Source organism: Nitrosomonas sp. Nm33 (assembly GCF_900107265.1).
In the GTDB taxonomy this organism is placed as follows: Bacteria; Pseudomonadota; Gammaproteobacteria; order Burkholderiales; family Nitrosomonadaceae; genus Nitrosomonas.
Window position 1 is genome coordinate 24,300 of sequence record NZ_FNPJ01000026.1, and the last position, 13,632, is coordinate 37,931.

The following is a 13,632-nucleotide window of genomic DNA, read 5'->3' on the forward strand; positions in this document are numbered from 1 at the left end:
TTCTATCATAAGAGCACACAATAAATAATATTGCCTGACTAAGTAAAATGAGGCAAAGTAGGCACTTTTTGATTTTTAAGTATGCGTCTATTACTCGGAAAAATGTGTCTGTTATTCTGAAACAGATGCTGTATTGGGGCGTCAATCTCTCCACTGCAATATTCAAATTAAATTCTTACATTTTCATCTTTTAACTATTTATTATTGGGTTGTTTTTTTGCTAAGGTATTGTAAGAATCGTTGTAAATTAACAACACAGCATGTTTAAAAATGTTTGTTTGCTTGCATGCGATAGAATTTTTAGGCAGAATCGTTCACACTTGTCAACTGTGGCGATTTCTGGTGGCGAGGCCATAGTCATTGTCATGAAATATGTAAACAGCAGGAACGCGAAAAATGACTTTTAACAGCTTGCAAGGACTATTTGTTTCATATTCAGCGATTTCGTGACATATGGTTTTTTGTCAGAAGTTTTTTTAACTCTAATTAATAAGGAACACTTGTTATGGCTATTACTCCTCAACAAAAGGAAAACATACTTGCGCTGACAGTGGCTACGTTCAACGCTGCTCCCGGCTCCGTATTTCTACAAGATTTTGCTAAAGCGGTCGAGGCTGGCATGTCTTTTGAAAACCTGGCGGATGAACTGGTGGCAACCCGTCAATTCAAGCAAGATATTCTTCATGGCGCCGTTACCAATCAAGAAATTGCAGCTGCACTGTTGACCAATTTTGGTTTGACAGCAGGCAATACCGATCCGGCCAGCCCGGATGCGCAAGCAGAAGCCTTTTTCATTGCGCGGCTCGTACAAGGTGTGGACCTAGGTGATATCCTTCTCGAAGCATCCAATTTCCTGCTGGGTACTGTACCTCAAGAATTTCAACCTACGGCTGATCTGTTCCAAAACAAGATTCTGGTTGCAGATCTTTATTCTGTTAAAAATGATGGTCTTAGTGTCGCTGCTTTACAAGCAGTCCTGGCAGACGTAACTGCTGCAGGACCTTCAACAGAAGCAGAAGCGACACAATTTTTGACAGATCATGGTTTCACACCACCTACAGGTCAACCAGGTGGGGTTCATACGCTTACTATTAATCAGGACAATATTCTCGGTGGAGCTGGCGATGATACGTTCGAAGCTGGTGTTGTTCTGAATGGAGCAACCCCGACCAATACATTGCAAAGCTTTGACACGCTTGATGGTAACGGCGGCAATAATGATATCCTCAATGCGACTCTTGCTCAGAACATTGTGGTTGCGCCAACGCTCAAAAACATCGAGAATATCAGTTTACGTTTTGCTGGCACAGATGATCTGAATCTGTCTAATGCCACAGGTGTTAATACTGTGACGCTTCACGATAGCACTTTTATTGGTACGGTAAGTGGCCTTGGATCGATCGCCAATCTGGCAGTTAAGAATCAAAATCAAGATGTTAAATTCGATGGCTCTACTGCTGCCACACTAGCGCTTGGTTTGAATGCTTTTGGCAAATCGGGCACGCCCAATAATGTAGATCTGGGTTCTGTAACAGCCGCCAAAGCGACTACCTTAAATGTAACCGCCAACAATGCGAATGCTAAGATCGATTCAACGGCTGCTGATGCTATTCAAACTTTGTCGATTGCTGCTTCTGGTACGAACACGTTATCGCTGGTTGATAGTGGTGCGACGATTACGACTGCCACGATTACCGGAGCAGGTAGTGTCGATCTGACTGGTACTGCCTTTACAGGCGGTATGACCACGTTCGATGCATCTAAGAACACAGGTGGTGTCAAGGCTGTAATCGCAGGTACCAAAGCTGTAGCTGTATCCGGCGGCGATGGTGCAGATACATTCGATCTTGATACAGGTAACGCGGCTGGTTCTTCTGTTGCACTCGGTAAAGGTGATGATAAACTCTTTGTGGGTAAACTGCTGGGTCAATTCGACAAAGGTGTCAATGGGGGCGATGGTACTGACATCATTAACATCACCGATGGTGCTACCTTGACTGCCACAACAGCGGCATTCATCACCAACTTCGAAACGTTGGATGTTTCGGGTGGTGCAGGCAAATATGATGTCTCGTTGAATAACTTTGCCACCGTGCAAATCGACGAAGCTATCAATGGCACAAACACAGCTCCTATCGACTTCATCAATGCGCCTGATGCTTTCACACTCAATGTTGCCAGCAAAGCTAACGATGGTGATTTTGCCCTGACGACTGGTCTTGGTGGTGCCGTAACTGTAACTGGTAAGGATTTTACTGGAACTACGGCCAAAGGCGATACTGAAACCTTTACCTTCGTAGCTACCATCAATGATGGTAACAAGGATGATGTAGCTAATGGTAATATCAACGCTGATACTGTTACAGCGCATGGTGTTGAGAATCTGGTAATAGACGCCCATGTTGGTACCCTGGATGGCGGCAGTAAAGCGCTGGGTGCTTCTGCACACACTCTGACGGCCAATCTCGTGGATGCCCAGGCTGAAACCCTGACCATCAAAGGCGATGCATCTGTTAACCTGTCAGGTGTAACCTTTATTGGGGTAGTGAGCAAAGTTGATGCAACCGCCTCCAAAGGTAATGTCACCATCGATTTCTCAGCTCATGCTAAGAACGTGGCTTACAACGGTGCTGAGGGTGTTGATACCTACAAATCCAGCACGGTTGGTGATGTCATTTACACTGGCAAGAGCGGTGACGCTGTGACTTTGACCGCAGTTGGTGCACGTGATACCTTTGTTCTGAAGGCTGCGACCGATTCTCAAATCACGGATACCTCTAAGGACGGTAAGATCACCATCGGAGCTGACACCGGCTTTGATAATGTGACTGGATTTGTTACTGGCGGTACCACAGTCAGTGACCGTCTTGACGTCACTAATTTGGGCTTCAGCGGGGCGCAGCGTGGTGTAGTTGATGTAACCTCCCAGGTCACTGCTGCTACAGATCTGACCAGCATTGCGGATCTGTTTAATTCACCTGCAGGTGATCGTGGCGTGGCTTTCAGCACGGTTGGAACTGATACCTTTGCACTTATCGATGCCAACAAAGATGGTAACTTTACCGCAGCTGATGATTTGATTGTTAAGCTGACCGGCGTAGCTTCACTATCTGAAACAGACATCAACTTCTAATCTATCTGAAGATGTCCGACTATCTTGATTTGGTCGGATAAGAAGCTAACCAACCCCGCTCTCTACACAGGAGCGGGGTTTTTTTGTGGCGCATTGTTTAAAAAACTTCTGGTTTTCGTAAGGAAAGATAATGACTGATTGGACTGCCGGCTACGTGGCTGATATTAGCTATACTTATGGCTACTACCCAGAGCTTAACCCTTTGCGCCTCAGTCTGCCGTTTTTAACGACCGGAGTAGATTTTCCAGAGATTGAAACGGCCTGCGAGTTGGGCTTTGGTCAGGGAATGAGTATCATCATGCACTCGGCTTCCTCAACCAAGTGCTGGTATGGTACGGATTTCAACCCGGTGCAGGCTGGTTTTGCGCAGGAAGTATCGGCTGTGTCTGGCGCTAATGCTCATCTGTATGATCAGGCATTTGCCGAGTTTTGTACGCGATCCGATTTGCCCGATTTTGACTATATTGGTCTGCACGGTATCTGGAGCTGGATTTCAGACGAAAATCGGGCTGTCATCGTCGATTTTATCCGCCGCAAACTGAAGGTGGGAGGAGTGCTCTATATTAGCTACAACACCCAGCCGGGTTGGGCAGCGATGCTGCCGATGCGGGAGCTGTTGGCGGAGCACGCGGAAGTAATGGGCACCAGCGGCCAGGGAATCATCAGCCGCATTGATGCTGCGCTTGATTTTGCCGAGCGCATGCTTGCTACCAATCCGCTTTATGGCCGAATGTATCCACAGATAGCCGAGCGTATCAGCAAGATGAAGGAGCAGAATCGGAACTACTTGGCACACGAATATTTTAATCAGCACTGGCATCCGATGTCCTTCACGCGTATGCGCGATTGGCTAACATCTGCCAAGCTGAGTTATGCCTGTTCTGCCCATTATACTGACCATGTCGACGCGGTGAATCTGTCAGAAGTGCAGCAGCAATTCCTGCACGAAATTCCCGATGCAATGTTCCGGGAAACGGCACGCGACTTTATGTGCAATACCCAGTTCAGGAGGGATTACTGGGTCAAAGGTGCGCGACCATGCGATCCTCTCGAACGTCTTGAACGTCTGCGGAGTCAGCGTGTGATACTGCTGAATCTGCGAGAAGCGATCAAACTGAAAGTCAGCGGCCCGCTGGGGGAAGCCACGTTAAATGAGGGTGTTTATACCCCCATTCTAGATCTACTGGCTGACTATAAGTCGCGAACATTGGGGCAGATCGAGCAGACCATGCAGAGTAAGGGTCTCACCTTTGCACAGATTTTACAGGCGGCAATGATCCTGATTGGCAAGGGCGATGTCGCAGTGGTGCAGGAAGATACGGTAGCATCAAAAGCTAGACGCAGCACTGACAAACTCAACCTGCATTTGATGAACAAGAGTCGTAGTAGTAATGATATAGCCTACTTGGCCAGTCCCCTCACAGGCGGCGGTGTCTCGGTCAATCGTTTCCAGCAACTTTTTCTGCTAGCTCGTCACCAAGGAAAAAAATCCCCCCAGGAATGGGCGCAGTTTGCCTGGCAATACCTTGCCGCATTGAATCAACGGCTGACGAAAGAAGGTAAAACCATTGAGTCTGTGGAGGAAAACTTGGCGGAACTCACACGGCAGGCTAGCGACTTCGCCGAGAAACGCCTACCTATTCTGAAGGCGTTGCAGATTGCTTGAGTTAGTTTCCGAGTAGGATGTGCTCACGTAAGGAGGCGCATCGTTCGAGTATATCGTTCACGATATAAGTGGTATCGTTAATTCTGGTGCAAGATGGTGTGTTGATAAATTTGCCCCTATAGAGCGATACGCATCGGCGTTGACGTCTTGCCTGTCTTGCGTTGCAAAACCCAATTTTCCTTTTTGATTTTGTAAAAATATTGGTGTAGGCTGGCTATATGAAGTTTCCAGTATTCAACAAGGAGCAACAAGAAGGTTTGGCTAAAGTATCAGATAATGTTGCTGCCGCATCAGTTGTTGTGGTCTTACTGGGCGGCTTGATTGATAAGAAAGTGACTATCGTTGGTGTATTGGCACTGATATTTCTGGCGAGCATATTCTTGATTGTTTCCTTTATTCTGCGTAAAGGAGCAGATGATGGCGATTGAATCTATAATTGGATTGGCAGTGTTTGCAGCTATCATGTTATTAGTAGCATGGTATGCTGATAAGCATCGCTCAAGCAAATAGATAGCTCGGTTTTGTAGAGGCTGCCGATACGAGTATTTAAAATGAAACCACTCTGGACCGCAGAGGATTTGTTTGTCTCGCTTCCAGGATGGTAGCTTGTAGGGTGTGCTGACGCAGGAGGTGCAACGTTCGAGATAAATTACCCCGCGCTGCTATAGAAAGATTGTCCAAACCACTTTAGCGATCATGCCTAGAGCGATACTGCCAGCGAGGATAGCGAAGCCTTGCTGTAATCTGGGGCCCGCAAAACGAGCGGCAAATGTTCCACCGAGCAGCATGCCTGCGATAGTACCAACACAAAAGGGTATGGCGATCGACCATTGCATGGCGCCAATGAGTATCGCCGAAACAACGCCAGTGGTAGCAATTAATGCGGTGATCGCCAGCGAGGTCGCCATTATGGACAATATGGGAAGATTGGTGATTTTCCCGAGGACAGGCACGATCACGAATCCACCTCCTACGCCCAGCAGACCTGACAGAAAACCTGCTGCCGTGCCTGACAATGCTAATGCTCTGAAACATGGCATGGTCCAAATTAAACGTCCGCTGGTATCATCTAACTGGCAAGGAGGAGCGGTATGCTGAGCGCTTATCTCATTTTTACCTTCGTGCATGCTTTGGCGTAACATATGCTGGGCAACAAAGGTGAGTACGCAAGCAAACAGTAATGTTAATGATATATTGGGTAAGTGCTGTGCAAGCCATATCCCTGCTGGTGAAGCGAGTGCGCCTATCAAAGCAATGAAACCGGCTGTCCGGTATCTGACTCTGTTTTGCCTGAATGCGAGCAATGTACCGATCGCTGCCGACAAACTGGCCGCCAGCAAACCAATGGGAGCAGCTTGGGCTACCGTCAGGTTCAGGCTGAACATGAGCAATGGCACCGCGATGATAGTGCTGCCAGCCCCTGTCAAGGCGAGCACGGTGCCAGTAAATAAACCTAGCAGAATGCTGATCAAGTTAGTATCCATGAGCTGCTCAGCTTACACCTGTTGAACGGGTCAGCCATTCACGGCCTTTCAACATGCCGTTCCAGTACAACCATGGGAACACTTTGACTTTGAGTAACCACGCAAATCGGCTGGGTGCAGTCGGATCGAAGAACGGAAAAGTCGGCAGCAACTTGCCGCCAAAACCAAACTCGGCCAGAATCACCTTGCCCTTCTCCACGGTTAGCGGACAGCCACCATAGCCATCATAAATATCGGGGAGTTTTCTGCCCTCTCTGGCTGCAAGCAGATTATCGGCCACAATGGCGATTTGCTTTCTGGCTGCCGCTGCTGTTTTGGTATTAGACGAGGAGCACGCATCCACCAGTGAGAAAATATTGGGGTAACGCGTATGTTGCAAAGTTTTGGGATTGACTTCACAAAATCCGATTGCATCTGCCAGCAGGCTGTTACTCAGAAAATCAGGTGCGACCTGGGGAGGCGTCACATGCAGCATATCAAACGGTTTTTCTACGAGTGTGACTTTGCCTTCACTATCCTTAATTTCGAAAGTGGCAATTCTGTTGGGGTCATCGACTTTTATGAGGTTGGAGTTGAAGGCCAGTTTGGCGTGATAGCGCTGCACATATTTCATCAGTGACGGCACAAAATCAGCGACCGAAAACAGTACTGCAGCGGCGCTATTAAATTCGACTTCGATATTGTCCAGCACACACTGGCGCAGCCAGTGATCGCATGACAGATACATGGGTTTGTGCGGTGCGCCAGCACATTTGATCGGTATGGGAGGCTGGGTAAACATAGCCTTACCTCTTTTGAGATTTTGCGTCAGCGACCAGGTGTAAGGTGCCAGCTCGAATTGATAGTTGGAAGTAACGCCATTTTTGCCAAGCGTTTGCTGGATGCCTTCGATTTTTTTCCATGCCAGACGAATGCCTGGGCAAACGATCAATTGGCGGTAACCAATCGAGCGACCATCGACCAGATGGACCAGATTATGGTCTGGATCGAAGCCGTTCGCTGCTACCTGTATCCATTCTGCTTTCGGCGGAATGACGTCAGACATGTTCCTCACTGTTTGCGCGATGTCATAAGCATCCCCGCCGACCAGGGTCCAGGCCGGCTGATAATAATGCTTATCACTAGGTTCGATAATAGCGATGCGTAAGGAAGGCTGACGATGCAACAGACTGGCAGTGACGCCAATTCCTGCAGCTCCCCCTCCTATCACAACGATATCAAAAGCATTGCCCCAATTGCAGGCAGGAATCAGCGGAAGCAGCTTTTCCTCGGAGGGGGGTGGTAGCTGAGTTGTTGCAGGGGCTTCGCCCGTCCCGCTGCAGGCGGCAGTAACCGATTCTGCTTCACCTTCAGGTTTTTCTTGTTTTTGTCCCGTCATTTCATGCAGCGCTTTCGATCGGTTGCTGCTTTTGCAGAAAGCGAGCATAGGTCTCGGTAATTCAGCCAGCAGTTTGTTGAATGCATCGCTCTTTTCAGTCGAAACTGCCCCGATCTCGACCGGCAGATAAACAAACTGGAGGCCAAGCGAGCGTGCTGCTTGTTCCAGTTGTGCGCTGGTGGGCTGTGTCTCACCGCCCTCATAATCGGGATGATTGCAGATAACAGATTTATAACCTGCTGCAGCGATTTCTGCCAAATCATCCACGCTGATTTGGCCGGTAACAGACAGTTTTTCATTCAGTTTTGTCTTGATTATGCTAATTTTTTTCTCCTCTAGAAGGGGTCGGTTTCTTTAGCTTAAGGTGACTACTTTTTTGCTGAGGGTGAGGATTATTATCGGTGCAATAAAGGTGATACAGCGTTTGCATGATTTGTAATGCTGCCCGACTTGCCAGGTTGTAATAGATATATTTGCCCTTGCGCTCAGTATTCACGAGCTTTTCTTCACGCAGAACGGTAAGTTGCTGTGACAGGGTCGGCTGCCGTATTCCCAGCGACTGCTCTAGTTCGCCCACATTTTTTTTACCTTGCATGAGCTTGCAAAGAATGAGTAAGCGATCCTCGTTAGCCAGCGCTTTCAGCAAGGCGCATACTTGTACAGCGGATGCCCGATTTGACAACATGTCAGTCAAATCAGCATGATTTTCTATTTCTTTTAAGATTGATTGATTGCTCAGCATAAAAAAATATTCAAATTTTCTTGTTTAAAAGTTGCAAAAAATGCTTTGTATGAGGTGCATGACAGTTTATCCATCCTGTTGCCTGGCATAGTGGGCACGGTATCGTTCCAGCAGCTCAAAAATACCCATACCGAGTAACGTGGTTGCGACAAATGCCATGCCATGCAAGTTGCCTGCTCCAACCAGCACCAGCCCAGGATCCGGACAGATACCCGAGATGCTCCAGCCGATGCCAAATGCCAGACTATCGAGAACCAGGCGCTTATCGATCACACGAGAGATGGGCACCCCGCTACAGCCTGAATAAACCACCAACTATGCCGCAAATACCGGCGATCCGTCCGGCAAGCAACGACAGAATAGCGGTCGCGATATTGATCACCATGCCGCCAGCTAATGCAGATGCTGGTGTGAAATATGTCCAGTCGATAGTCATGATAATTCTCTATGATCTATCTTTACATATAATAAGAATTAATATTATGTTGATAAATATACTATAGTCAATTTATATGAATCTATTTGGGCTGAGAAAAAGAGAGAATCATGCAGCCAAACATCCGAGCATTCTTTGATCCTGCTACCTGGACTGGGACCTACGGGGTGTTTGATGAGCGAAGCGGAGGTTGTGCCATTATTGACCCCGTGCTTGATTACGTTCCAATAGCAAGTAGAACGAAAGCGGTTTCTGCCGATAAATTGATCACAATCATTACTGAGCAGCATCTGACTGTGAACCAAACGAAAGCAAGGTAATAAGTTACTCTGATAAAATAGAGCGTATTATTCAGTTCCTATCCGCGAACTGTTTAGCGCGGCATTAAAATCAAAGAGACATTATGAAAAAAATATTTTTGCTGGTCTTTCTTATGTCTGCTGTAGCACCTGGGCAGGCAGAATGGGTGAGGGTGGTTGCAGGAACAAAGCAAGGGGAGAATCATTATTTTGATCCGGAAAGCACCGAAAAAAATGGTCATTTCAGAAAAGTCTGGGTGTTATCCAGTTATGATCAAAAGCAGCCAGGTGGATATCAATCTGTCAAAAGCTTATATGAGCTTGATTGCAAAGAAGGAAAAGTCCGCTCCTATACGATGCTGCTTTATTCAGATCCCAAGGCAGCGGCCAATATGGTCGGTGCTCAGCATGATAAGTCAAAAGATTGGTCTGGTTATGCAACCAATTCCTTTCTTGATCACATAGCTAAAACGGTTTGCGAAAAATAATTTTGTCCATTTTTGTTGTTCAGACCCAGCCTCACTGCGGAGAAAGACCAGGCCAGGAAGGCTATGAGCGAGAACGCGAATAGGCCGGAAAATTTTTCAAAACACTTAGGAGGTAATCGATATCTCCAGTGGTGTGGTTGGCGTTAATTTGGAAGCGAATTTCTTCGTCTCCTTTGGGAACGATTGGGTAATTTAAACCGGTCGCTAAGATGCCATTCTGAAAAAGGTATTCGATCAGAAGTGCTGTTTGCTGAGTGTCGCGCACGACAAGCGGGGTTACCGGATGTTCGCCAGGGATGGTTTCGAAACCCAGTTCAGTTAGGCCATTTTCAAAGTGTACCGTCAGCTCGCGCAATCTTGCTAAGCGTTCCAGTCCTTCCTTGCTTTCCAGTATCTCCAGAGAGGCTATGGCGGCCAGTGCCTCGGACGGGGTAATTGGATTTGAATACACATAAAAAGGGGAGATTTCCCTCAGGTAATCGATAACAGGGGTGCTGGCAACCACGTAACCGCCATTTACACCTAATGCCTTACCCAGCGTGGCAATCAGTATGTCGACTTTGCTTTGGGTGTATTCTTCGGTTCCCCGTCCAGTTTCGCCAAACGTGCCTACGCCGTGTGAATCGTCAGCAATGGTAATAATGCCGTCTGCAAAATCCTGTTCATATTTCCGGCAAATCGGGACAATTTCATCCAGTGGCGCGCAGTCACCACGCATACTGAAGATGCCGTCGGTGATGACCAGCACTCGCTTGATCTCAGGCTCGCCTGCGGCATTTTTGCCGTAAGCATAAGTACTGAGAATACGCTCGAGTTCTGTCATATCGAGATGTTTGAAAATCTCTTTTTTGGCTGGATAGGACAGGCGAATGGCATTGATGATGCAGTTGTGATTCAGTTGATCGCTCACTACCAGCGTATGTTCATCGATTAATGCGGGAAGTATCCCCATCACAGTTGTATAAGCTGAACTGTAAATCATGGCGGATGCACGTCCGTGAAATGCTGCCAGGTGCTTTTCAAGTTCGACATGCGGTTGGTATGTGCCTGAGATAAAACGGACGGCACCGGGGCCTGTACCAAAATGTTTAACTCCTTCTTCTTCTGCGGCCATCACCTTGGGGTGTAACGCGAGACCCAGGTATGAATTAGAGTTCATCAGTAAGTACGCCTTTTCATCGCTCGCTAAAAAATAACGCGGCCCAAAGTTTTCATCTTCTGCAGAAGTGGGCAATTTGCCCTCTTTTACCCAGTCGGGCAGGGTGATTTTTGCAATCACTTTTTCTGCCCCTTTTTGAGCACCTCTTTCTTTCAATTCGGCCAGCTTCAAGGTGCAATACATATTTAATTGTTCAAGAGACATTTCGGCTCCTTATCAAGGTTTAACACTTAGAGCTTTTTTGTTAGACGCTCGATCATGTCTTTTGTCATGGCCGCAAGGTCATAATGGGGCTGCCAACCCCATTCTTCGCGTGCAGCTTGATCGTCCATATGGCGCGGCCAAGAATCAGCGATGGTTTGCCGAACCGGGTCGATCTGATAGTGCATGGTAAAAGCAGGTATGTGTTTTTGAATTTGCGCGGCCAGTTCTTCGGGAGCGAAACTCATCGCAGTGATATTAAAGGCATTACGATGTTTTAATTGCTGCGGTTCAGCTTCCATCAGCTCAATGGCAGCCCGCACGGCATCGGGCATATACATCATATCGAGAGTTGTGCCTTTATTTAAAAAGCATGCGTATTTCTTTTGCTGAATGGCCTGGTAAAAAATTTCGACAGCATAATCAGTAGTTCCTCCGCCAGGCAGTGTTTCATACGAGATCAATCCAGGATAGCGTACACCGCGGGTATCTACTCCAAAGTGGGTGAAGTAATAATCACACAAAAGCTCGCCAGCTACTTTGCACACTCCATACATGGTGTTGGGGCGCTGAATGGTATCCTGAGGTGTGTTGTCACGCGGGGTGCCTGGGCCGAAAGCGCCGATCGAACTGGGAAAGAAAACAGCGCAGCCATAGGTGCGGCTTACTTCCAGAACATTTTGCAGCCCTTCCATATTGATTTTCCAAGCAGCCAGCGGGTTTTTTTCAGCAACGGCTGATAACAGGGCAGCCAGGTGAAAAATTGTATCAATGTGGAAATCGCGCACAATTTTTGTAAGCGCATCGATATCAGTAACATCAAGGGAGGTGTAGGGTCCTTCTTCTACAAAGCCTTTTGGCGGTGCTCTTTTATGTCCAGCCGCGACAACATGATCGCTGCCGTATTTTTTTCGCAGCGCAGGAACCAGTTCAGAACCAATTTGCCCGGTAGCCCCGGTTACCAAGATTCGATTCATAAATTCCTGTTTTTGAATTTTAGGAGTAGTCAGAAAGAGACCATTGCCAAAAAAACTTTTGTTGGGCAGTACAAAGCGGTCCTGATGCCTACCATTATCTCTCTATCTTGAGTTGTGTTGTCAAATAGTGAGCCTATGGGTCAAGTGGTTTTGTTTACAACCGCACTCCTCCATGCGAACCAGACGCCTATTATTGCGCCGATGAAATTAAACATAGCATCACTGAAACTAGCGTATCGACCGGGGGTATCGGCCTGATGCCACTCAAGCAGCGCACCGTAGATGCCGCCATTATCACGACTGGAGTCAATCCAATTCGAGGGAGAAGATACGGAAACAGGCAGCGGTGGAGCGTCCACGCAAGCAAAGCATAAGCCGGAATATGCAGCATATTGTGAACAGTCGGAGAAAAACCAGGAAAATACTGAATGATGGTCGGATTATCAGGCGGCTTCCCCGGTATCGAAGAGATGGCATACAAGCCGATCATTACGCCAGGTGGCTAGACGAAAGATAGAATAGTTTTTATATTTCTGGTGTCCATTATCCTGGATTCCTCAGTTGGGTGGGATGGAGTGTGTGGTTTTGCGAGTGCAGGGCAAGGCGCAACGACGCGGAATGGTCGTTCCATTCCAAGGAGTTGCAACGCAGCCATGTGCTTGCAAAATCGCGCAATCCGTCCCGAAGCGGAAACACCCGGAAGGTGAGAATGAAATTTATAGGAATGGTTATTATATTCATAATGTTAACATCAAAATGAGCGATCAACTGAGGAATCTGGGATTATATGTACTATCCAGGAAAATGCGTAATGGCTGCTATCTTGCCAGCGTTGATAGGCATAGGAAAAATAAACACAAAAATAAGGACTCAATCTCCCTCCCATCCTATTCGGATGCTGTTTTTTGTGAAAGAGAATGAAACGCTTAATTCAGGCAAGATCAGATTGCCCGGTACGATAGCTGTAATGCTTGAGCCTGAGTTTATCTCGCACCTGGTTCAAAAGTTTTGGTTTATCCATCGTATTTGTGGATCTAACAAAGTTTGTTATGATGAAAGCCAAATTGATTCAATTCTATAAAAAATAACGCCATTATGTAGCAAGCGCACAAAGGCGGAAAACATGGGCCAATCAACCAGCATAAGTAATTATTATTGCCATATTAATTATAAATATGGTGATTAATGGATATTAATTTTTTGACCGTTGCTTTTGTTGGTCTTGTTGTTGTTCTGATTCTTGCTGTGATTGAATTATTAAGGCCTCAGGGCGATCATTCTCAAGAGATAAGTTCTCTGAGGAAGGCGTTTGCGCTGATGGGGGTTGGGGTGATGTGTCTGGCGGTAAATGCAATTGGCGGGAACTTGGAGCGTCATGAGTTATAGCATAACCAGATAATTTTGATTATAATGCAAGGATGGCATATTCATTGGATTTTCGCCGTAAAGTGTTATCTGTTCGAGAGAAAGAAGGACTTACGATAGCCGAGGTGGCAGCGCGGTTTGATGTGGGTATAGCAAGCGTTGTTCGCTGGATCAAGCATGTTGATCGCAAACCTCAAGGGTTTCGCAAACGCAAGATTGATCTTGATGTATTGCGGCAGGATATTCTCGATTATCCCGATGCCTATCAGTACGAGCGAGCAAAACGTTTGGGCGTGGCGCAGAA

Annotated in this window: 16 protein-coding genes; 8 read left to right on the forward strand and 8 right to left on the reverse strand. The window is 47.0% G+C overall.

Annotated features, from left to right (window positions below; translation table 11 throughout):
- The first annotated feature begins 505 nt into the window (after positions 1-505).
- The 3 genes from BLV54_RS07265 to BLV54_RS07275 all read left to right on the forward strand — a co-directional run bounded on the left by BLV54_RS07265 (position 506) and on the right by BLV54_RS07275 (position 5,227).
- Positions 506-3,133: a beta strand repeat-containing protein gene (locus BLV54_RS07265; RefSeq protein WP_090569894.1), complete on the forward strand. Its 2,628-nt coding sequence runs from the start codon at positions 506-508 to the stop codon at positions 3,131-3,133.
- Between the two features lie 130 nt (positions 3,134-3,263).
- Positions 3,264-4,799, forward strand: a complete 1,536-nt coding sequence (locus tag BLV54_RS07270) for a class I SAM-dependent methyltransferase (RefSeq protein ID WP_090569897.1) — start codon at positions 3,264-3,266, stop codon at positions 4,797-4,799.
- 218 nt (positions 4,800-5,017) lie between these two features.
- Positions 5,018-5,227 (forward strand): hypothetical protein, encoded by a 210-nt coding sequence (locus BLV54_RS07275; RefSeq protein ID WP_090569900.1) that lies wholly within the window; start codon positions 5,018-5,020, stop codon positions 5,225-5,227.
- Between the two features lie 234 nt (positions 5,228-5,461).
- On the opposite strand, the gene BLV54_RS07280 is transcribed toward BLV54_RS07275, so the two are convergent.
- From BLV54_RS07280 to BLV54_RS07300, 5 genes are all read right to left on the reverse strand, one after another.
- Positions 5,462-6,283: a sulfite exporter TauE/SafE family protein gene (locus tag BLV54_RS07280; RefSeq protein ID WP_090569903.1), complete on the reverse strand. Its 822-nt coding sequence runs from the start codon at positions 6,281-6,283 to the stop codon at positions 5,462-5,464.
- Between the two features lie 7 nt (positions 6,284-6,290).
- Positions 6,291-7,928, reverse strand: a complete 1,638-nt coding sequence (locus BLV54_RS07285) for a bifunctional protein tyrosine phosphatase family protein/NAD(P)/FAD-dependent oxidoreductase (RefSeq protein ID WP_371113279.1) — start codon at positions 7,926-7,928, stop codon at positions 6,291-6,293.
- A 52-nt stretch (positions 7,929-7,980) separates the two neighbouring features.
- Positions 7,981-8,346: an ArsR/SmtB family transcription factor gene (locus BLV54_RS07290; RefSeq protein WP_256329247.1), complete on the reverse strand. Its 366-nt coding sequence runs from the start codon at positions 8,344-8,346 to the stop codon at positions 7,981-7,983.
- Positions 8,347-8,469: 123 nt separating this feature from the next.
- On the reverse strand, positions 8,470-8,691 hold the full coding sequence (locus tag BLV54_RS07295; protein WP_256329244.1) for a DUF6691 family protein: 222 nt from the start codon (positions 8,689-8,691) through the stop codon (positions 8,470-8,472).
- Positions 8,692-8,695: 4 nt separating this feature from the next.
- The gene (locus BLV54_RS07300) at positions 8,696-8,839 is read right to left on the reverse strand and encodes a hypothetical protein (protein ID WP_218132343.1); all 144 of its coding nucleotides are present in this window, start codon (positions 8,837-8,839) and stop codon (positions 8,696-8,698) included.
- 110 nt (positions 8,840-8,949) lie between these two features.
- Here BLV54_RS07300 and BLV54_RS07305 point away from each other — a divergent pair, with 110 nt between their 5' ends.
- Entirely contained in the window at positions 8,950-9,159 is a 210-nt protein-coding gene (locus BLV54_RS07305; RefSeq protein ID WP_176969704.1) for an MBL fold metallo-hydrolase, read from the forward strand.
- 83 nt (positions 9,160-9,242) lie between these two features.
- Complete coding sequence (locus BLV54_RS07310) at positions 9,243-9,626, forward strand: surface-adhesin E family protein (RefSeq protein WP_090569911.1); 384 nt, start codon at positions 9,243-9,245, stop codon at positions 9,624-9,626.
- A 61-nt stretch (positions 9,627-9,687) separates the two neighbouring features.
- Here BLV54_RS07310 and BLV54_RS07315 read toward each other — a convergent pair whose 3' ends face one another.
- The 3 genes from BLV54_RS07315 to BLV54_RS15490 form a co-directional block, all read right to left on the reverse strand.
- Positions 9,688-10,968: an aminotransferase class I/II-fold pyridoxal phosphate-dependent enzyme gene (locus tag BLV54_RS07315; RefSeq protein ID WP_256329245.1), complete on the reverse strand. Its 1,281-nt coding sequence runs from the start codon at positions 10,966-10,968 to the stop codon at positions 9,688-9,690.
- A 47-nt stretch (positions 10,969-11,015) separates the two neighbouring features.
- Complete coding sequence (locus BLV54_RS07320; protein WP_090569918.1) at positions 11,016-11,963, reverse strand: L-threonine 3-dehydrogenase; 948 nt, start codon at positions 11,961-11,963, stop codon at positions 11,016-11,018.
- A 190-nt stretch (positions 11,964-12,153) separates the two neighbouring features.
- Complete coding sequence (locus BLV54_RS15490; RefSeq protein ID WP_143032446.1) at positions 12,154-12,453, reverse strand: hypothetical protein; 300 nt, start codon at positions 12,451-12,453, stop codon at positions 12,154-12,156.
- 321 nt (positions 12,454-12,774) lie between these two features.
- On the opposite strand from BLV54_RS15490, the gene BLV54_RS16035 reads away from it, so the two are divergent.
- The 3 genes from BLV54_RS16035 to BLV54_RS07335 all read left to right on the forward strand — a co-directional run.
- Positions 12,775-13,044: a hypothetical protein gene (locus tag BLV54_RS16035; RefSeq protein ID WP_176969705.1), complete on the forward strand. Its 270-nt coding sequence runs from the start codon at positions 12,775-12,777 to the stop codon at positions 13,042-13,044.
- A 104-nt stretch (positions 13,045-13,148) separates the two neighbouring features.
- Positions 13,149-13,349, forward strand: a complete 201-nt coding sequence (locus BLV54_RS07330; protein ID WP_090569924.1) for a hypothetical protein — start codon at positions 13,149-13,151, stop codon at positions 13,347-13,349.
- Between the two features lie 32 nt (positions 13,350-13,381).
- On the forward strand, positions 13,382-13,632 hold a 251-nt coding region (locus BLV54_RS07335; RefSeq protein WP_090569664.1), incomplete at its 3' end, for an IS630 transposase-related protein.

What these genes read in the sequence shown, in the direction of transcription:
- BLV54_RS07265 (WP_090569894.1), top strand. Translation starts at nt 506, where the DNA reads ATGGCTATTACTCCTCAACAAAAGGAAAACATACTTGCGCTGACAGTG.
- BLV54_RS07270 (WP_090569897.1), top strand. Translation starts at nt 3,264, where the DNA reads ATGACTGATTGGACTGCCGGCTACGTGGCTGATATTAGCTATACTTAT.
- BLV54_RS07275 (WP_090569900.1), top strand. Translation starts at nt 5,018, where the DNA reads ATGAAGTTTCCAGTATTCAACAAGGAGCAACAAGAAGGTTTGGCTAAA.
- BLV54_RS07280 (WP_090569903.1), bottom strand. Translation starts at nt 6,283, where the DNA reads ATGGATACTAACTTGATCAGCATTCTGCTAGGTTTATTTACTGGCACC.
- BLV54_RS07290 (WP_256329247.1), bottom strand. Translation starts at nt 8,346, where the DNA reads ATGTTGTCAAATCGGGCATCCGCTGTACAAGTATGCGCCTTGCTGAAA.
- BLV54_RS07300 (WP_218132343.1), bottom strand. Translation starts at nt 8,839, where the DNA reads ATGACTATCGACTGGACATATTTCACACCAGCATCTGCATTAGCTGGC.
- BLV54_RS07305 (WP_176969704.1), top strand. Translation starts at nt 8,950, where the DNA reads ATGCAGCCAAACATCCGAGCATTCTTTGATCCTGCTACCTGGACTGGG.
- BLV54_RS07310 (WP_090569911.1), top strand. Translation starts at nt 9,243, where the DNA reads ATGAAAAAAATATTTTTGCTGGTCTTTCTTATGTCTGCTGTAGCACCT.
- BLV54_RS07315 (WP_256329245.1), bottom strand. Translation starts at nt 10,968, where the DNA reads ATGTATTGCACCTTGAAGCTGGCCGAATTGAAAGAAAGAGGTGCTCAA.
- BLV54_RS07320 (WP_090569918.1), bottom strand. Translation starts at nt 11,963, where the DNA reads ATGAATCGAATCTTGGTAACCGGGGCTACCGGGCAAATTGGTTCTGAA.
- BLV54_RS15490 (WP_143032446.1), bottom strand. Translation starts at nt 12,453, where the DNA reads ATGATCGGCTTGTATGCCATCTCTTCGATACCGGGGAAGCCGCCTGAT.
- BLV54_RS16035 (WP_176969705.1), top strand. Translation starts at nt 12,775, where the DNA reads ATGGCTGCTATCTTGCCAGCGTTGATAGGCATAGGAAAAATAAACACA.
- BLV54_RS07330 (WP_090569924.1), top strand. Translation starts at nt 13,149, where the DNA reads ATGGATATTAATTTTTTGACCGTTGCTTTTGTTGGTCTTGTTGTTGTT.